This window comes from Streptomyces sp. NPDC088745, from assembly GCF_044751045.1.
GTDB lineage: Bacteria > Actinomycetota > Actinomycetes > Streptomycetales > Streptomycetaceae > Streptomyces > Streptomyces cremeus.
In genome coordinates this window covers 361,758-379,632 of record NZ_JBIVLB010000002.1, presented here as the reverse complement: position 1 = coordinate 379,632, position 17,875 = coordinate 361,758, and the positions used below count along the sequence as shown (strand labels likewise).

Annotated in this window: 16 protein-coding genes; 12 read left to right on the top strand and 4 right to left on the bottom strand. The window is 72.7% G+C overall.

Features of this window, described 5'->3' with window-relative positions:
* Positions 1-258 precede the first annotated feature (258 nt).
* The 10 genes from ACIP93_RS06315 (at position 259) to ACIP93_RS06270 (ending at position 11,722) form a co-directional block, all read left to right on the top strand.
* The gene (locus tag ACIP93_RS06315; protein WP_401756268.1) at positions 259-1,884 is read left to right on the top strand and encodes an ABC transporter substrate-binding protein; all 1,626 of its coding nucleotides are present in this window, start codon (positions 259-261) and stop codon (positions 1,882-1,884) included.
* Between the two features lie 51 nt (positions 1,885-1,935).
* Positions 1,936-2,859, top strand: coding sequence for an ABC transporter permease (locus ACIP93_RS06310; RefSeq protein ID WP_345228602.1), 924 nt, complete (start codon positions 1,936-1,938; stop codon positions 2,857-2,859).
* Entirely contained in the window at positions 2,852-3,823 is a 972-nt protein-coding gene (locus ACIP93_RS06305; RefSeq protein WP_345228601.1) for an ABC transporter permease, read from the top strand. Before ACIP93_RS06310 ends, ACIP93_RS06305 begins: the two co-directional genes overlap by 8 nt.
* A gap of 14 nt (positions 3,824-3,837) precedes the next feature.
* Positions 3,838-4,812 (top strand): ABC transporter ATP-binding protein, encoded by a 975-nt coding sequence (locus tag ACIP93_RS06300; RefSeq protein ID WP_401756264.1) that lies wholly within the window; start codon positions 3,838-3,840, stop codon positions 4,810-4,812.
* A complete protein-coding gene (locus tag ACIP93_RS06295) occupies positions 4,805-5,920 on the top strand; it encodes a dipeptide ABC transporter ATP-binding protein (protein WP_345228599.1) in 1,116 nt (371 codons plus the stop codon). Before ACIP93_RS06300 ends, ACIP93_RS06295 begins: the two co-directional genes overlap by 8 nt.
* A gap of 223 nt (positions 5,921-6,143) precedes the next feature.
* Entirely contained in the window at positions 6,144-7,208 is a 1,065-nt protein-coding gene (locus tag ACIP93_RS06290) for a hypothetical protein (protein ID WP_401756260.1), read from the top strand.
* A 233-nt stretch (positions 7,209-7,441) separates the two neighbouring features.
* Complete coding sequence (locus ACIP93_RS06285) at positions 7,442-7,636, top strand: DUF2304 family protein (RefSeq protein WP_345228597.1); 195 nt, start codon at positions 7,442-7,444, stop codon at positions 7,634-7,636.
* A 123-nt stretch (positions 7,637-7,759) separates the two neighbouring features.
* Positions 7,760-8,650 carry an N-acetyl-1-D-myo-inositol-2-amino-2-deoxy-alpha-D-glucopyranoside deacetylase gene (gene mshB / locus ACIP93_RS06280; RefSeq protein WP_345228596.1) on the top strand — a complete coding sequence of 297 codons (891 nt, stop codon included), beginning with the start codon at positions 7,760-7,762 and terminating at the stop codon, positions 8,648-8,650.
* Positions 8,647-9,225 (top strand): DUF6113 family protein, encoded by a 579-nt coding sequence (locus ACIP93_RS06275; protein ID WP_401756256.1) that lies wholly within the window; start codon positions 8,647-8,649, stop codon positions 9,223-9,225. Before mshB ends, ACIP93_RS06275 begins: the two co-directional genes overlap by 4 nt.
* 229 nt (positions 9,226-9,454) lie before the next feature.
* Entirely contained in the window at positions 9,455-11,722 is a 2,268-nt protein-coding gene (locus ACIP93_RS06270; RefSeq protein WP_401756253.1) for a hypothetical protein, read from the top strand.
* A 225-nt stretch (positions 11,723-11,947) separates the two neighbouring features.
* Here ACIP93_RS06270 and ACIP93_RS06265 read toward each other — a convergent pair whose 3' ends face one another.
* Both ACIP93_RS06265 and ACIP93_RS06260 read right to left on the bottom strand, forming a co-directional pair.
* Positions 11,948-12,802, bottom strand: a complete 855-nt coding sequence (locus ACIP93_RS06265; RefSeq protein ID WP_345228593.1) for a transglutaminase-like domain-containing protein — start codon at positions 12,800-12,802, stop codon at positions 11,948-11,950.
* A 54-nt stretch (positions 12,803-12,856) separates the two neighbouring features.
* The gene (locus tag ACIP93_RS06260) at positions 12,857-13,861 is read right to left on the bottom strand and encodes a GNAT family N-acetyltransferase (RefSeq protein WP_401756249.1); all 1,005 of its coding nucleotides are present in this window, start codon (positions 13,859-13,861) and stop codon (positions 12,857-12,859) included.
* Positions 13,862-14,005: 144 nt separating this feature from the next.
* Between ACIP93_RS06260 and fdxA the strand changes: the two genes are divergently transcribed.
* Both fdxA and dapC read left to right on the top strand, forming a co-directional pair.
* On the top strand, positions 14,006-14,326 hold the full coding sequence (gene fdxA / locus ACIP93_RS06255; protein ID WP_018956287.1) for a ferredoxin: 321 nt from the start codon (positions 14,006-14,008) through the stop codon (positions 14,324-14,326).
* A gap of 111 nt (positions 14,327-14,437) precedes the next feature.
* Positions 14,438-15,538, top strand: a complete 1,101-nt coding sequence (gene dapC / locus ACIP93_RS06250) for a succinyldiaminopimelate transaminase (protein WP_345228591.1) — start codon at positions 14,438-14,440, stop codon at positions 15,536-15,538.
* A 90-nt stretch (positions 15,539-15,628) separates the two neighbouring features.
* On the opposite strand, the gene ACIP93_RS06245 is transcribed toward dapC, so the two are convergent.
* Together ACIP93_RS06245 and ACIP93_RS06240 are read right to left on the bottom strand one after the other, a co-directional pair.
* Positions 15,629-16,075 carry an ATP-binding protein gene (locus ACIP93_RS06245; RefSeq protein WP_401756245.1) on the bottom strand — a complete coding sequence of 149 codons (447 nt, stop codon included), beginning with the start codon at positions 16,073-16,075 and terminating at the stop codon, positions 15,629-15,631.
* A gap of 422 nt (positions 16,076-16,497) precedes the next feature.
* On the bottom strand, positions 16,498-17,442 hold the full coding sequence (locus ACIP93_RS06240; RefSeq protein ID WP_401756242.1) for a hypothetical protein: 945 nt from the start codon (positions 17,440-17,442) through the stop codon (positions 16,498-16,500).
* Positions 17,443-17,875: the final 433 nt, after the last annotated feature.

Sequence of the window (17,875 nt, the reverse complement as noted above, 5' to 3'; positions counted from 1 at the left end):
TTCCGAGTCGCCTCGGAGCGGGGGCGGTGTCGTGTCCGCGGACGCGTGAGCGGGTGCGGACCCGTCGTGGTCCTCCGTCCCGTGCGGCTCCGTCGTGGCTGGTCGCGCGGTTCCCCGCGCCCCTGACGGCACGCCCGCCGGGCAGCCGTCCCCGCCCCGTACCGGACACGCCGCGTATGGCGGAGTGGAGATGCGGCACCCTGTCAAATGGGGTGATATGGGTCCCTAAGTCATCTTCGGGACTCCAGGAGGCACCCCATGCGCGGAGCCAGGCACGCCAAATGGGCCGCAGCCGCGGCCGCCGTCGCACTCGCCGCGACCGCCTGCGGAGGCGGCGGCAGCGGCGGCGGCGGTGGCGGGGACGGCGTGCTCAGCGCCTGGTGGGGCGACCCGCAGAACCCCCTGGAGCCCGCCAACACCACCGAGGTGCAGGGCGGCAAGGTCCTCGACATGGTCACGCGCGGCCTCAAGCGGTACAACCCGAAGACGGGCGCCGCAGAGAACATGGTCGCCGAGAAGATCGAGACGGCCGACGCCCAGAACTTCACGGTCAAGCTCAAGGACTGGAAGTTCTCCAACGGCGAGAAGGTCACCGCCGAGTCCTTCGTGCGGGCCTGGAACTACGGGGCCAACGTCAAGAACAAGCAGAAGGGCGCCCCCTTCTTCGGCTACATCGAGGGCTACGACAAGGTCCACCCGGAGAAGGGCGACCCCACCGCCGAGACCCTGTCCGGCCTCAAGGTCGTCGACGAGAAGACCTTCACGGTCAAGCTCAACCAGAAGTTCTCCACCTGGCCCGAGACCCTCGGCTACGCGGCCTTCGCCCCGCTGCCCAAGGCCTTCTTCGACGACCACGACGCCTGGGTGTCCAAGCCCGTCGGCAACGGCCCGTACACGGTGGAGAACTACGCCAAGGGCTCCGCGATGAACCTCAAGAAGTGGGAGGAGTACCCGGGCCCGGACAAGGCGCAGAACAACGGCGTGGACCTGCGCGTCTACACCGAGAACACCGCCGCCTACAACGACCTCGTGGCCGGCAACCTGGACCTCCTCGACGACGTCCCCGCCGCCCAGCTCCAGAACGTCAAGAACGACGTGGGCGGCCGGTACGCCAGCCCGCCCGCCGGCATCATCCAGACCCTCGCCTTCCCCTTCTACAAGCCGGAGTGGAAGACCGAGGGCGCCGCCAAGGTCCGCAAGGGCATCTCCCGGGCGATCAACCGCAAGCAGATCACCGAGTCGATCTTCCACGGCACCCGCACCCCCGCCACCGACTGGACCTCCCCGGTCCTGAAGGAGGAGGGCGGCTACAAGGCCGGGCTGTGCGGCGCCGACTGCGAGTACGACGCGGCCGAGGCCAAGAAGCTGATCACCGAGGGCGGCGGCATCCCCGGCGGCCAGCTCAAGATCTCGTACAACGCCGACGGCGGCTCCCACAAGGACTGGGTCGACGCCGTCTGCAACAGCGTCAACAACGCCCTCGGCGACAACCGGGCCTGCGTCGGCAACCCCATCGGCACCTTCGCGGACTTCCGCAGCAAGGTCACCAAGGGCGAGATGGACGGCCCCTTCCGGGCGGGCTGGCAGATGGACTACCCGCTGATCCAGAACTTCCTGGAGCCGCTGTACTACACGGACGCCTCGTCCAACGACGGCAAGTGGTCCAGCCCCGCCTTCGACAAGCTGATGAACGAGGCCAACGCCGAGGTCGACACCAAGAAGGCCGTCGAGACCTACCAGAAGGCCGAGAAGGCCGTCGCCGACGACATGGCCGCCATCCCGCTCTGGTACCAGAACGGCAGCGTCGCCTACTCCGACCGCGTCTCCAACGTGGCGCTGAACCCCTTCAGCATCCCGGTCTACAGCGAGATCAAGGTCAACTGACGCCCATCGCTGACGAGTTCACCGTAACGACGACCACGGGAGCCCCCAGTCATGGGACGTTATGTGATCCGGCGTCTGCTCCAGATGATCCCGGTCTTCTTCGGCGCCACGCTGCTGATCTTCCTGATGGTCAACGTCATGGGCGACCCCGTCGCGGGCCTGTGCGGCGACCGCAAGTGCGACCCCGCGGTCGCCGCGCAGCTCAAGAAGGACTTCGGACTCGACCAGCCGGTCTGGCAGCAGTACCTGACCTACCTCGGCAACCTCTTCACCGGTGACTTCGGCCGCGCCTTCAACGGCCAGAAGGTCACCGAGCTGATGGGCACCGCCTTCCCGGTGACCGCCCGGCTGACCCTGGTCGCGATCGTCTTCGAGATCGTCATCGGCATCAGCCTCGGCGTCCTCACCGGACTGCGCAGGGGCCGCCCCGTCGACACCGGGGTCCTGCTGCTCACCCTCATCGTCATCTCGGTCCCTACCTTCGTCACCGGCCTGCTGCTCCAACTGCTGCTCGGCGTGAAGTGGGGCTGGGTGAAACCGGCCGTCTCCCCGGACGCCGCCTTCGACGAACTCCTGCTGCCGGGACTGGTGCTGGCGTCCGTCTCGCTGGCGTACGTCACCCGCCTGACGCGGACCTCGGTCGCGGAGAACGCCCGCGCCGACTACGTCCGCACCGCCGTCGCCAAGGGCCTGCCGCGCCGCCGGGTCGTCTCCCGGCACCTGCTGCGCAACTCCCTGATCCCGGTGGTCACCTTCATCGGCACCGACGTCGGCGCCCTGATGGGCGGCGCGATCGTCACCGAGCGCATCTTCAACATCCACGGCGTCGGCTACCAGCTCTACCAGGGCATCGTCCGCCAGAGCTCGCAGACCGTCGTCGGCTTCGTGACCATCCTGGTCCTCGTCTACCTGGTGGCGAACCTGATCGTCGACCTCTTGTACGCCGTTCTCGACCCGAGGATCCGGTATGCCTGAGCCCACTCCCCGCAAGGACGACACCGCGATCTCCACCGCCGGAGCGGGCGGCGCGATGGACCTCGCGCTCGACGAGGGCGCCAGCCTGGAACAGCCCCCCGGCCCCGGACGGAGCGACAGGGCGCGCAGCCTGTGGTCGGACGCCTGGCACGACCTGCGCCGCAACCCCGTGTTCCTCCTCTCGGGGCTGATCATCGCCTTCCTGGTCTTCATCTCGCTGTGGCCCTCCGCCATCGCGTCCGGCGACCCGCTCGCCTGCGACCTGGCCAAGGCCCAGCAGGGCTCCCAGCCCGGACACCCCTTCGGCTTCAACGGCCAGGGCTGCGACGTCTACACCCGCACCGTCTACGGAGCGCGGGCCTCGGTGACGGTCGGCGTCTGCGCCACCCTCGGCGTCGCCCTCCTCGGCAGCGTCCTGGGCGGCCTCGCGGGCTTCTTCGGCGGCTGGTTCGACGCGCTGCTCTCCCGCATCACGGACGTCTTCTTCGCCATCCCCGTCGTCCTGGGCGGCCTGGTCTTCCTCTCGGTCGTCCCCGGCACCACGGTCTGGCCGGTGATCGCCTTCATCGTGCTGCTCGGCTGGCCGCAGATCGCCCGCATCGCGCGCGGCTCGGTCATCACCGCCAAGCAGAACGACTACGTGCAGGCCGCCCGGGCGCTCGGCGCGGGCAACTCCCGGATGCTGCTGCGGCACATCACCCCCAACGCGATCGCGCCGGTCATCGTCGTCGCGACCATCGCGCTGGGCACGTACATCGCGCTGGAGGCCACCCTCTCGTACCTCGGGGTCGGTCTGCGGCCGCCCACCGTGTCCTGGGGCATCGACATCTCCTCGGCCTCGGCGTACGTCCGCAACGCGCCGCACATGCTGCTGTGGCCGGCGGGCGCCCTGGCCGTCACGGTCCTCGCGTTCATCATGCTCGGCGACGCGGTCCGCGACGCCCTCGATCCCAAGCTGCGATAGCGGGTGCTGCTGACATGCTGCTCGAAGTACGCGATCTGCACGTGGAGTTCAAGACCCGCGACGGCGTCGCCAAGGCCGTCAACGGGGTCAACTACAGCGTCGACGAGGGGGAGACCCTCGCCGTCCTCGGCGAGTCCGGTTCCGGCAAGTCGGTGACCGCGCAGGCCGTCATGGGCATCCTCGACATGCCGCCCGGACGCATCCCGCAGGGCGAGATCCTCTTCCAGGGCCAGGACGTCCTCAAGCTCAAGGAGGACCGGCGCAGGAAGATCCGCGGCGCCGAGATGGCCATGATCTTCCAGGACGCGCTGTCCTCGCTGAACCCCGTCCTGACGGTGGGGGAGCAGCTCGGCGAGATGTTCGTGGTGCACCGCGGGATGTCGAAGAAGGACTCCCGCGCGAAGGCCGTCGAGCTGATGGACCGGGTGCGCATCCCGGCCGCCAAGGAGCGGGTCGGCCAGTACCCGCACCAGTTCTCCGGCGGCATGCGCCAGCGCATCATGATCGCGATGGCGCTCGCCCTGGAGCCCAGGCTGATCATCGCGGACGAGCCGACCACCGCCCTGGACGTGACCGTGCAGGCCCAGGTCATGGACCTGCTCGCGGAGCTCCGGCGCGAGCTCAACATGGGGCTCATCCTGATCACCCACGACCTGGGCGTCGTCGCCGACGTCGCCGACAAGATCGCCGTCATGTACGCGGGCCGGATCGTCGAGACCGCCCCGGTCCACGAGATCTACGCGAACCCCGCCCACCCGTACACCAAGGGACTGCTCGCGTCGATCCCGCGCCTGGACCAGAAGGGCCAGGAGCTGTACGCGATCAAGGGCCTGCCCCCGAACCTGCTCCACATCCCGCCGGGCTGCGCCTTCAACCCGCGCTGCCCGATGGCCCAGGACATCTGCCGCAGCGAGGTGCCGCCGCTGTACGACGTGGCCGCGGGCCGCCAGAGCGCCTGCCACTTCTGGAAGGAGACGCTCGATGCCTGAGACGGGTCACGAGAAGGCGGGGGAGGGGTCCGGGGCGACCGAGGCGGGCTCCTGGGCGGGTCCCTCGACCCGGAGCGTCTCCGCGGGCGAGGCCATCCTGGAGGTGCGGGACCTGGTCAAGCACTATCCGCTCACCCAGGGCATCGTCCGCAAGAAGCAGGTCGGCGCGGTCAAGGCGGTCGACGGCGTCTCCTTCGACCTCGGCCGGGGCGAGACGCTCGGCATCGTCGGCGAGTCGGGCTGCGGCAAGTCGACCGTCGCCAGGATGCTCGTCCAACTGGAGAAGCCCACGGCGGGGGCGATCCGCTACAAGGGCGAGGACATCACCGCGCTGTCCGGGCGTGCGCTGAAGGCGGTGCGCCGCAACATCCAGATGGTCTTCCAGGACCCGTACACCTCGCTGAACCCGCGCATGACGGTCGGCGACATCATCGGCGAGCCGTACGAGATCCACCCCGAGGTGGCGCCCAAGGGCGACCGGCGCCGCAAGGTGCAGGACCTGCTGGACGTGGTCGGGCTCAACCCCGAGTACATCAACCGCTATCCGCACCAGTTCTCCGGCGGCCAGCGCCAGCGCATCGGCATCGCCCGCGGCCTGGCCCTCAACCCCGAGATCATCGTCGCGGACGAACCGGTCTCCGCGCTCGACGTGTCCGTGCAGGCGCAGGTGATCAACCTGATGGAGAAGCTCCAGGACGAGTTCGACCTGTCCTACCTCTTCATCGCCCACGACCTCTCGATCGTGCGGCACATCTCCGACCGGGTCGGCGTGATGTACCTGGGCCGGATCGTCGAGATCGGCAGTGACGCCGAGATCTACGAGCACCCCACCCACCCGTACACCCAGGCGCTCCTGTCGGCCGTCCCCGTCCCGGACCCGACCGCCCGCGACCACCGCGAGCGCATCATCCTCAGCGGCGACGTGCCCTCGCCGGCCGACCCGCCGTCCGGCTGCCGCTTCCGCACCCGCTGCTGGAAGGCGCAGGAGCGGTGCGCGCTGGAGGTGCCGCTGCTGGCCGTCCCGGCGGTCTTCCGCGGCGCGGACACCCCGGCCGCGCACGACTCGGCGTGCCACTTCGCGGAGGAGCGGACGGTGGTCCCGCGCTGACGCCGCCCGTTACCGGCGGGCAACGCGCGCGACATCTGCGCGCGGGAGGATCGGGGGTACGGCCGTGCGGGTGCCGTGGACCGGCCGGGGCGCGTCATGCCCCCGGCCGGTCGCCCGTCGTGGGCGGCGGGTCCCCGGGCCGGTCACCCGTCATGAGCGGCGGGTCCCCCGGCCCTTCTCCGGCCCCTTGTTCAACTCCCTTACCAGAGGGGACCATTCAGTCATGGGAGCGACGGGGCAGCCTCAGTCACTGGTACGCGGCGCACGGTTCACCGGCAGCGGGGTCTGCCTGCTCCTGGCCCTCCTGACGGGCGCCTGGATCCTCCGCGACCTGCGCCTCGTCGCGGACCCCGCCCGCCTCTGGTGGGCCTGGGCGGGCAGCGGCCCCGACCGCTTCCTCACCGCCAGCACGCTCTACGACCTGAGCCTTCTCCTCGTGTACGTCGTCGTGGCGGTCCTCGTCCCGCGCTCCCCGGTGGCCGCGTCGGCCCTCGCCGTGACCGCCCTGACGACCCTTGCCCTACGGGTCCCGGCGCTGTGGGCGGACGGCTTCGCGGAGGTGTACCCGCACGGGCTGCGGATGCGGGCCATGGTGTCCACGTTCCTCGTGCTGGGGCTCGCGGCGGTCCTGCTGATCACGGTCGCGGCGGGCCGCCGGCCGGTGCGTTCCGGCCAGGGAGCGCCAGGGTCGTACGGGCGTACGGACGGGGCCCCGGTGTGCGTCCCGACGCGCCCGGGGCGGGCGGCGGGAGTCGTGTCCGCGGTGCTGCTGGTGGCGGTGGGGCTGGTGGGGGCGGCCTGGGAGGTGTACGCCTTCGTCCAGGATTCCGGCTCCTTGTCCCGTTATGCGGACCGCTTCACCGGCAGCGGGGACGGGCTCCAACTGCTCGGCATTCCGGCGGGTTGGGCCTGTCTGGTTCTCGTTGTGATCTCCTTCACTGCGGCGGTCGGCGCGCTGCTGCGCGCGGTGCACTCCCGGCCCCTCGGGCTGGTGGTGGCGGGGCTGGTGGGGGTGAGCGGGGCGGCCGGGGTGTCCTTGGCGGTGCGGGCGGGCCTGTTCGCGGACTTCGGGGCGCTCGGCGGGGTCGAACGGCTCACCGTCGCGAGCTGGGCCTTCCACCTGCTGGCCGCGGCGGCCCTGGTCCTGCTGCTGGGCCGCCGGGGCGTCCCCGGCGACCCGCCGCCCCGGCTCGCCCCCAACGTCTACGACGGGTACGGGCCCGCGCCGTCGCCCGGCGGCGGTGGGTTCGGACCCCCGCCGCCGAGCTCGCGCCCGCCGGGCTGGTAGACCGCCGCCGACGCGCCCGGAGCCTCAATTCCGCGTGTCGCAGGGGCGGTTTCCGGCCACACTCCCCAACTCCCCACCCCCCGTGCGCCCCTCGTGCTGCCGTGCACCGATCAATGCGTGGATGCGGATAGTTATGATCCGTAGCGCTAGGTGGGTATAGACCCGCTGGCACCCGTCGTGCTGTCGTTGCTCCGTTCCTCGTCCCGACCGTACTCACATGGAGGTGAACCGCCGTGGCACTCTCGATCTCACTGGTGGTGCTGCTGGCGATCGTCGTCTTCCTGCTGGTCCGGAAATCCGGACTGAAGGCCGGACACGCGGTGGTCTGCATGCTGCTCGGTTTCTACCTGGCCAGCTCGTCCATCGCGCCCACGATCAAGGACGTCACCACGAACGTCGCCGGGGTGCTGGGCAACTTCCGCTTCTGACCCTCCGGCACCGCCCGGACGGCCGCACCGGGGCGGGGGGCCCGGCAGGCGCGCCGCACGGCGCGGGAGGAGACGGCGGGGCGCGCGGGGGGCGCGCGAGCGCCCACCTCGTAGGCTGTTCCCATGACCGAGCTCCCCACCCGTCGTCTGCTCCTGGTGCACGCCCACCCCGACGACGAGTCGATCAACAACGGCGCCACCATGGCCAAGTACGCGGCCGAAGGCGCCGGGGTCACCCTGGTGACCTGCACCCAGGGCGAGGAGGGCGAAATCATTCCGCCCTCCCTCGCCCACCTCGCCGCCGACCGGGACGACACGCTCGGCCCCCACCGGGCCACCGAACTGGCCGCCGCCATGAAGGAGCTGGGCGTCACCGACCACCGCTTCCTGGCGGGCGCCGGCCACTACCGCGACTCCGGGATGATGAACACCCCGCAGAACCACCGCGAGAACGCCTTCTGGCACGCGGACGTGAATGGGGCCGCCTCGTACCTCGTGCAGGTGATCCGCGAGGTCCGCCCGCAGGTCCTGGTGACGTACGACCCGGACGGCGGCTACGGCCACCCCGACCACATCCAGGCCCACCGCGTCGCCATGCGCGCCACCGAACTGGCCGCCGAGCCGACCTACCGCCCGGACTTCGGCGCCCCGCACGCCGTGGAGAAGGTGTACTGGAACCGCGTCCCGCGCCCCGTCGCCGAGGACGCCTTCGCCCGGCTGCGCGCCGAGGACCCCGGCTTCCCGGGCATCGCCCCGGTCGACGACGTGCCGGGCGTGGTCGACGAGGAGCACGTCACCACGGCGATCGACGGCACCGCGTACGCCGCCGCCAAGACGGCCGCGATGCGCGCGCACGCCACGCAGATCACCGTGCACGAGCCCTGGTTCCTGCTCTCCAACGAGCTGGCCCAGCCCGTCTTCACCACCGAGTACTACGAGCGGGTCATCCCCTCCCGCGATCCCGAGGGCGACGAACCCGTCGAGACCGACCTCTTCGCGGGGGTCGACGCGTGAGCCGGGACCAGCCGCCTTCCGGGGCGGAACCCACGCCTGCGAAGCCCGCATCGGCCAAGTCCGCGACCGGCAAGACCGCGTCCGCGAAGTCCGCGGCCGGCAAGCGCAGTGTCGCCAGGTCGACCGGTGCCCCGAGGACCGCCGCCTCCTCCTCCGGGGCCGGCGCCACGGCCGTCGCGGGTCCCTCGCTCCTGATGACCCAGCCGGTGAACCCCCGGCGTGTCCCCGCCTACCTGCTGCTCCTCGTCCTCGGCGCCCTCACCGGGATCGCCGGGGCGCTGGTCGCCGGGGTGCTCGCACCGGTCGGGCTGCTGCTCTCGCTGCTCGCCGCGGGCGGCCTCTTCTACGGCGGCACGTACACGCTCGGCACCCGGCTGGGCGCGGCCGTGCCCGGCCTCGGCTGGCTGCTCGCCGTGCTGGCGGCCACCTCGGGCCGTACCGAGGGCGACCTCCTGGTCGGCGGCGGCACCGGGGCGAGCATCTTCCTCATCGGCGGCGTCGTGCTCGCTGTGATCTGCGCCACGATGCCCCGACTGCCCGTCCCCGCCAAGGACCCGGCCCGGCCGGGGAACTGACGCATCCCTTCCTTCCCCCTTCCTTCTGTTTCCCTCCGCTTTTTCCCCGCCCGATCTCCGCAGCCGGTCCCGCCGCACCGTCCCCGCCCGCGCTGTTGTACGGGTGTTGCCCGTATCCACGGCGGCGGGGTCCGGGCCGACGGCGGCCAGTATGGTGGTGCGCGCCGCCGAGCCGCCCGCAGCACATGGTCAAGAGAACGAGCGGTGGAGCCAACCGGGAGAACCTGCCTTGAGTCGTGAAACTGACAGTTCGTCCTCCGGCGCGCAGGGGCGCGGTGGAACCGCGTACCCCTCGGGTACGACGCCGTACGGACAGAGCCCGTACCCCTCGCTCCACCAGGACGGCCGGACCGACGCCGGGACCGGCGCGGACGCGCACGACGAGCCCGCCGAGGCCGTGGAGCCGGACGAGCCCAGGACCGAGACGACCCTGACCACCCGCATCCGCATCAACATCCCCGGATCGCGCCCGATCCCGCCCGTCGTCATGCGCAAGCCCATGGCGGACGGCAAGGGTGACGGGTCGTCGGCCGGCGGGGCCGCGGACGCCGAGAGCACCGGCGAGACCGTGTGGCCGCCCTCCGAGCCGCTCTCCGCCGCGCCCACGGCGTCGTCCGCCGCTCCGGCCGCCTCCGCCGCCTCGGACCAGCCGCCGCTGCCGACCCGCGTGCAGGGCGCCACCGTGCGCGAGCAGGGCGCGGAGGGCTCCGCGGCGGGTTCCGCTTCCGGGGACGAGAAGCCGGCCAGCGACTGGTTCGCGCCGCGCAAGTCCCCGGTGACGCCGCAGCCCACGCCGGACCGTCCGGCCGCTCCCGCCCCGGCCCAGGGCGGCGGCCTGCCGTACTTCACCGACGGCGCCGGCCTCCCGGAGAGCGGCCCCGTCGCGGGCCCCACCGGCCCGACCACGGGCCCGGCCAGCGGCAGCAGCCCCCTGACCCCCAAGGCCCCCACCGGCGGCCGGGACTTCACCCCCGAGCCGACCGGCCGCCACCAGGTCCCGGGCATGGACACCACGGGTCAGCACCAGATGCCGGGCATGGACACGACCGGCCAGCACCAGATGCCCGGCATGGACACGACCGGCCAGCACCAGATGCCCGGCATGGACACCACGGGCCAGCACCAGATGCCCGGCATGGACACCACCGGACGGCACCAGGTGCCCGGTTCGGGTTCCGCTTCCGCTTCCGGTCCCTGGCCCGACGCCCGCCCCGGTCAGGGCACGCCCCCCGCGTACGGTACGAACCCGCTCACCGGCGGGAACGGCGTCGGCGGTCCGGGCGACGACACCGCCGTCCTCACCCCGCAGACCGACCCCCGCGACGACCGCCCGGGCCCCGGCCCCATGGCGCCCCCCGGACACGTCTCCGGCGACACCCTGACCAGCGGTGTCCCGGTGGTGCAGCCCGACGGGCCGCGCCCGCAGTTCCCCACCGGGCCCCGTCCCGTCCCCCGGCTGCCGGACCCGCCGGGCGCGTCCGGCCCCGGCCAGGGCGCTCCCGTACGCGACGAACCGGCACCGCCGCCGCCCGCGCCCAAGCCCGCCGCTCCCGCGAAGAAGGGCCGCTCCAAGGTGGTCCTGCTGGCCGTCGGCGTGGTCGTGATCGCGGGCGGCGTGTACGGCGCGGGGCTGCTGCTCAACCACACCGACGTGCCCAAGGGCACCACCGTCCTCGGCGTGGACATCGGCGGCGGCACCAAGGACGAGGCCGTCGTCAAGCTGGACGCGGCACTCGGCAAGCGGGCCACGCTGCCCCTCCAGCTCAGCGTCGACGGCCGCAGGACGGAGCTGGCCCCCGCCAACGCCGGCCTGTCCCTGGACGGCCAGGAGACGGTGCGCGGCGCGTCCGGCACCGACTACAACCCGGTGTCCGTCGTCGGCTCCCTGTTCGGCGGCGCGCGCATCGCCCAGCCGGTGATCCCGGTCGACGAGGAGAAGCTGACGGTCGCGCTGACGTCGCTGGCGGGCACCTCGGGCACGGCGTCGGAGGGCACCGTCAAGTTCGTGCCCGGCAAGGCGGTCGCCGTACCGGGCAAGCCCGGCAAGGCGCTCGACGTCCAGGCGTCGATGGCGAAGGTGCGCGACGCCTACCTCGCGCAGGTGCGCAGCGGCAGGACGGTCCCGGTCGAACTGCCCGCCGTCGCCAAGCAGCCGACGGTCACCCAGGCCGAACTCGACCGCGCGATGAAGGAGTTCGCCGAACCGGCCATGTCGGCCAACGTCAAGATCACGGCGGGTGGTCAGTCCATCCCCCTCGGGCCCGCGAAGTCGCTGCCGAAGATCCTGTCGATGAAGGCGGTCAACGGGAAGCTGACGCCGGTGTACGACCTGAAGGTGCTCAAGGAGCTGTGCGGCTCCACCTTCGACAACGTCATGGTCAACGACCCCTCCGGCAAGCGTCCGGTCTCCATGGAGGACGTACGCGACGCCATGCAGAAGGCGCTGGTCGGCAAGACGGCCGCCGAACGGACGCAGGCCATCGACCTGAATCCGTGACTCCCGTGCCACCGCAGCCCCCGTGCCGCCCGGGCGGTACGGGGGCGACTCGTCCGCACGACCGTCGAGTCGCGGCAGACCCGGGCCGCCGTCACCCGGCCCGCCGCCCACGGGGAACGCCGCTCGCCGCACGCACGACGCGGACCGCCCCGGCGAACTTCCGCAACCGGCTCGACGCCACCACCCGCCAGATCGCCGCCGGCGTCGCCCGGTGGCCCCGGACGGTCAGTTGAGGCGGGCCCTGGCCGCCCTGGCCCGCCCCCTGATCGCCTCCGCGGACGACGGCTCCACCGCCTGGACCACGTCCGCGTACGCCTCCAGCTCCCGGGCCCCGCCCAGGAAGTCGCCCCGCTCCACCAGGAGCCGGGCCCTCTCGTAGCGCAGCCGCGCCGGATGGGCGGGCAGCAGCAGCGCCAGCTCCACCGCCCACAGCTGTACGTCGCTGCGCTCGGGCCTGGCCGCCGCCCAGGCCCGGATGTTGTTCAGCACCCGCAGCACGATGTCCAGCGGATCGGCCGCCCGCAGCATCGACGCGTCCAGCCCTTCGCCCGTCGCCCCCGCCACCAGCAGCTCCGCGTCCGTCCCGGTCAGCAGCCTGCCCCCGTTGAACGGATCCGCCAGCACCTGCCCGCCCGGCTCGCCGAACGCCACCACGAAGTGCCCCGGCAGCGCCACCCCGTACACCGGGGCCCCGGCCCGCCGGGCCACCTCCAGCCATACCACCGACAGCAGGATCGGCAGCCCCCGCCGTCGCTTCAGCACCGCCGGGAGCAGCGAGGAGTCCAGCCGCTGGTAGTCCCCGGGCGTGCCCTCGAACCCGCAGCGCGCGCCCAGGAGTTCCCCCAGGGCCGCCGCCCACGACCGGGGCCCGGCCGGGCGGAACGGCAGCAGCCCCGCCAGCCGGTCCAGTTCGATCTGCGCCTCGTCGATCCCGGCCTGCCCGAGCCCCGGATCGGCGACCGCGCCGATCAACAGGCACAGCGTCGCCAGATCGGGGCGCTCCGCCCGCGCCTCCTCGGCGAACCGCGCCCGCCAGTCGGGAAGTCCACCACCGGCAGTGCCGTCTGCTGCGTCGTCCATGAAACCCTCGTACCCGTTCCGTGAATCGGTCGTGCCCGCCCGGTCGTGCCCGCGCTAGGCCGCCCGGTAGTGGTGGTAACGGTGATGGGTGGCGAATCCCATCCCCTCGTACAGCGCGCGCGCCCCCTCGTTGTCCGCCTCCACCTGGAGCCACGCCGCCGACGCGCCCTCGTCCAGCGCCCTGCGCGCCAGCACGGCCATCACCGCCGTCGCCAGCCCCCGCCGCCGGTACGCGGGATCGACCTCGACGGCCGAGAATCCGGCCCACCGCCCGTCCACCACGCACCGCCCGATCGCCGCCGCCCTCCCCGGCTCCGTACTCGGCACGGTCGCGAACCACACCGAAGGCCCGCTGTGCAGCACCTTCTCCACCTCGGGCCCGGGCGTCTGGAAGCGCTGATAGCGCGCCAGCCACGCCGCGTCCGCCGCCCGCGTCAGCACCACGTCCGCCTCGGCGGGGCCCGCGTCCAGGTCCCCGACCGGCGCCAGCGCCGCGATCCGCACCAGCGCCGACATCTCCAGCTCCCAGCCGCTGTCGGCCAGTTCGGCCCCCAGCAGCTCCTGCGTCCCCTCGGCGCCGGTCGCCACCTGGACGTACGCCGGAAGCCCCCGGGACTCGTACCACGTGCGCACGTACGCCAGCGCCTCGTCCGTCGCGAGTCCCGGGTCCCCCAGCGGCAGCACGGAGTTGGCGCGCCGCGTGAAACCGTTCGCGGCCCGCAGCGTCCAGCCGCCGAGCCGTTCGCTCTCCAGCGGCTGCCACGCCCGCGCGGTCACCGCGGCCAGCTCGGCGAAGGTCGCGGCGGGGCCGCGCCGCCGCGCGGGGGCGGCGGGCACGAGTTTGGCGGCGACCACCGCGGAGGCGTCGAGCCGTACCGTTTCACCATTCTTTCGTGTGATCGACAGCACACCGTCGGTCCAGGAGGTGAGCACGCCGACCACGTCCGCGAATCGGGCGCCCGCGGCAGAGTCCCCGGTCAGACGCCGGACTGATACCCGTTTGCCCACGTCATCCGGCGTCAGCCGGACCTCAAGTCGTCCGCCGGCAGTGAATTCCACAGCTCTGTCCACCCCTCCTGTTCGGATCGTGCCCGGGAACGGAGATACTAGGTGCGGGCATCGCACGACGCCGCGCTCCCGCGCGCCCGTGGACGGAGCCGGAGAAGCTCGGCCCGCCGCGCCCTATCGAGGAGGAACGACAGCGTGACCTACGTCATCGCGCAGCCTTGTGTCGACGTCAAGGACAAGGCGTGCATCGAGGAGTGCCCGGTCGACTGCATCTACGAGGGCCAGCGGTCCTTGTACATCCACCCGGACGAATGCGTCGACTGTGGTGCCTGTGAGCCGGTCTGCCCGGTCGAGGCGATCTTCTACGAGGACGACACTCCGGAGGAGTGGAAGGACTACTACAAGGCGAACGTCGAGTTCTTCGACGACCTCGGTTCGCCCGGTGGTGCCTCCAAGCTGGGCCTGATCGAGCGCGACCACGCGTTCATCGCCGCGCTGCCGCCGCAGAACCAGTAGGCGGCAGGCGCCACTGAGTGCCGACCCCGGCCCCGTACGGCCTTCGCCGCCGTACGGGGCCGGGGCTTTTGCGCCCCTCTCCCCGCTCCGTACGAGAAAGCGAACCGCACCGTGTCCTCAGTCACCGACCGCCTCCCCGCCTTCCCCTGGGACAAGCTGGAGCCGTACAAGAAGACGGCCGCGGCCCACCCGGACGGCATCGTGGACCTCTCCGTCGGCACCCCCGTCGACCCGGTCCCCGACCTGATCCAGAAGGCACTCGTCGCCGCCGCGGACTCGCCCGGCTATCCGACGGTGTGGGGCACGGAGGCACTGCGCGACGCGCTGGTGCGGTGGGTCGAGCGGCGGCTCGGCGCCCGCGGGGTCCGGCACGCCAACGTCCTGCCGGTGGTCGGCTCCAAGGAGCTGGTGGCCTGGCTGCCGACCCAGCTCGGGCTCGGCCCCGGCGACCAGGTCGCCTTCCCCCGGCTCGCCTACCCGACGTACGAGGTGGGCGCCCGGCTGGCCCGCGCCGAGCACGTGGTCTACGACGACCCGGTCGCCGACCTCGACCCCGCCCGGGTCAAGCTGCTGTGGCTGAACTCGCCCTCGAACCCCACCGGCGAGGTCATCGGCAAGGACGAGCTGACCCGGATCGTCGCCTGGGCCCGCGAGCACTCCGTCCTGCTGGTCGCCGACGAGTGCTACCTGGAGCTGGGCTGGGAGACCGACCCGGTCTCCGTCCTGCACGAGGACGTCTGCGGCGGCACCTACGAGGGCGTCATCGCCGTCCACTCCCTCTCCAAGCGCTCCAACCTCGCGGGCTACCGGGCCGCCTTCGTCGCCGGTGACGCGGCCGTCCTCGGCGACCTGCTGCAGATCCGCAAGCACGGCGGCATGATGACCGCCGCCCCGGTGCAGGCCGCCACCGTCGCCGCGCTCGGCGACGACACGCACGTGGCCGAGCAGCGCGAACGGTACGCGGCCCGCCGCACGGCCCTGCGCGAGGCGCTGGTCGCGCACGGCTTCCGGGTCGAGCACAGCGAGGCCAGCCTCTACCTGTGGGTCACCCGCGACGAGGACTGCTGGCAGACGGTCGCCCACCTCGCGTCGCTGGGCATCCTGGTGGCGCCGGGCGACTTCTACGGCGCGGCGGGCGCCCGGTTCGTGCGCGTCGCCTTCACCGCCACGGACGAGCGCGTCGCCGCGGCGGTGGCCCGCCTGGCGGGCTGAGACCTCCCGTCACGCACGTCCGCCGTACGCACGCGAAGGGGCCCCGGGAGATTCGCCCTCCCGGGGCCCCTTCGTCAGGAGCGGTGCGGCTCAGCCGAGCGGCAGGCCCTGGACGGGCAGGGTGCCGGCGCCCGGCAGGCCGCCGGTCGGCAGACCACCGGTGGGCAGGCCGCCGTCCGTGGCGGTCTTGGCGGTCTCGCCGAGCACCTCACCGGCGCTTCCGGCGACGTCACCGGCGGCCTTCTGAGCGGCGGGGGTGGCGGTCTTGCCGGCCTTGCCGACGGTCTTGCCGGCGGCCGGGACGGCCTTCTTGACGGCAGCGCTGCCGGTGTCGCCCGCCACGTTGGACGCCTTCTGCGACGCACCGTCGACGGTGTCGCCGAGACCGGCGCCGTCCAGCGCGGTCAGGCCACCGAGGTTCGGGGCAGCCGGGAGGTCGACCGCGCTGGCGGAGCCGGCCGCACCGACCACGGACGCTGCGCCTGCGGCGCTGAGCAGGGCGGCGCGGGCGATCCGACGAGCCAGGGGGAGGGACATGGTGCTCCTTAGCGGGAGAAGACGTTGTGGACGCTTGTGAGGCGCTGTCTGTCCGGCGATCGGACGCCATGACAACCGCTCGGAGGGCGGGGGAGGTTGCGGTGGGCCGAGGTAAAGAGTTCGCAATGCGGCACCTGGCCCGGTGCGGATAAAAACGGTCAAAGGCGCTGCGCCCGCCGGACGGGAAAGGTGCTTCCTTCCCTTTCCGCCCAAGGGATTTCCCGGACGGAGCCCGAGGTGGGGCGAGGTGCGGGCGCGCGTTCTTCCGGGGCGGTCCGGCCACCCCCTTCGAGTGACACGGTGGACGGGTGACCGCCCGGTGTTCGGACGGTGACCCGGCCTTGACCGGGAAGTGATCTGCCCGTTATCGGTTTTTTGTCCGGACGGGTCGCGGTGCGGGTGAACCGGCGGGCGAACTCGCGCTACGGGGAGGTGGTGATCCGTACTTCGCCCGTGCCGGCCCGGTCCGCCGGAACCTTCTGCCAGCCCTTCGAGGCCTCCGAGGTGCGCCACTCGTGGCCCGCGTACGCGATGCGGCCGACGCGCAGTTCGGCGGAGTGCGCCATCGCCCAGTGGGCCAGCGCCCAGCCCCGCTGCTGCGGGGAGGCGTTCACGTCGGAGGCCGCCGCCCTGCCCGCCCCGGACCCCGCCGGCACGGGCACGACGACGGTACGGGCCTCGGGCGCGCCCGCCGCCGCCCGGCTGCGGGGGAGCACCCCGGCGCCGAAGTCCCGGACCAGGCGCTTCCTGACCTCCGCCGGATCGCCCGGCGCGCTGTCGTCGCCGCGACGGGACTCGCAGGACAGCGAGGCGGGGGTGCGGCCGGTGAGGGCGGAGGCCAGCAGGGCGGCGTCCGGCTCGTGCTTGGCGTACGCCTGCGGGAAACCGCTCTTCTGGACGCGCTGGGCGGCCACGGTCAGCGGGAGCCGCGAATAGCCGGGGACCTCGGTGAGGTGCTGGTAGAAGCGGCCCGCCGAGTACGCGGGATCGAGGATCTGCTTCTCGGTGCCCCACCCCTGCGAGGGCCGCTGCTGGAACAGGCCGAGCGAATCCCGGTCCCCGTGCCCGATGTTGCGCAGGGCGGACTCCTGGAGGGCGGTGGCCAGCGCGATGGTCACCGCGCGCTCGGGCATGCCGCGCGAGGTGCCCACGGAGGAGATGGTCGCCGCGTTGACGGCCTGCTCGGTGGTGAGTTCGTACCGGGCGCCGCTCTCCGCGCCACCCCGTACGGAACACCGGGTGTCGCCCTGGCCGCCGGCGAAGAACTGCACGGCCACGTATCCGGCGAGCGCCAGGAGCACGGCGACACCGGCGCCGATGCGTACGGCGCGGCGGCGAAGGGGCGAAGAACCACGAACCTGAGCCACGCCCCCAAGGTACTGGAGCCCCACCCTCCCTCCTCCCCGCACATCCCCCACCCTCACCCCTCACACCCCCCAACCCCCCTCAGCCTCCGCCCTCTTGGGTCCCGCATCCTCCCTGCACCCCCTTCCTCTCGGCCATCGCAGCCCGCCTTCGCCCCCCCAGCCCCCTTGGGCGACGGGGCCGCCCCAAGGGGGCGGAACGGGCGGGCAAGGGGGCGGCCCCTCCCGCTCCCGGCCCACCCGGGTGCCGCCCCCCGCGCAAGCGCCTGTGCCGGACGCGCGACCCCGCCCAGGCCGAGAGCTCAGCCCCGGCACCGGGACACCCAGCCCCGCCCGGCTCGGGCAGAGAGGCCCCTGCCCCGCCCCTTTCCCTAAAGCGCTCGCCGCGCGGCCAGGGGGAACGGTTCCCGTGCAGGAGCGTCGTGGCTGGGCGCGC

Excerpts from the sequence above, each read along its gene's own strand:
- ACIP93_RS06315 (WP_401756268.1), top strand. The coding sequence starts at position 259 with ATGCGCGGAGCCAGGCACGCCAAATGGGCCGCAGCCGCGGCCGCCGTC.
- ACIP93_RS06310 (WP_345228602.1), top strand. The coding sequence starts at position 1,936 with ATGGGACGTTATGTGATCCGGCGTCTGCTCCAGATGATCCCGGTCTTC.
- ACIP93_RS06305 (WP_345228601.1), top strand. The coding sequence starts at position 2,852 with ATGCCTGAGCCCACTCCCCGCAAGGACGACACCGCGATCTCCACCGCC.
- ACIP93_RS06300 (WP_401756264.1), top strand. The coding sequence starts at position 3,838 with ATGCTGCTCGAAGTACGCGATCTGCACGTGGAGTTCAAGACCCGCGAC.
- ACIP93_RS06295 (WP_345228599.1), top strand. The coding sequence starts at position 4,805 with ATGCCTGAGACGGGTCACGAGAAGGCGGGGGAGGGGTCCGGGGCGACC.
- ACIP93_RS06290 (WP_401756260.1), top strand. The coding sequence starts at position 6,144 with ATGGGAGCGACGGGGCAGCCTCAGTCACTGGTACGCGGCGCACGGTTC.
- mshB (WP_345228596.1), top strand. The coding sequence starts at position 7,760 with ATGACCGAGCTCCCCACCCGTCGTCTGCTCCTGGTGCACGCCCACCCC.
- ACIP93_RS06265 (WP_345228593.1), bottom strand. The coding sequence starts at position 12,802 with ATGGACGACGCAGCAGACGGCACTGCCGGTGGTGGACTTCCCGACTGG.
- ACIP93_RS06245 (WP_401756245.1), bottom strand. The coding sequence starts at position 16,075 with ATGTCCCTCCCCCTGGCTCGTCGGATCGCCCGCGCCGCCCTGCTCAGC.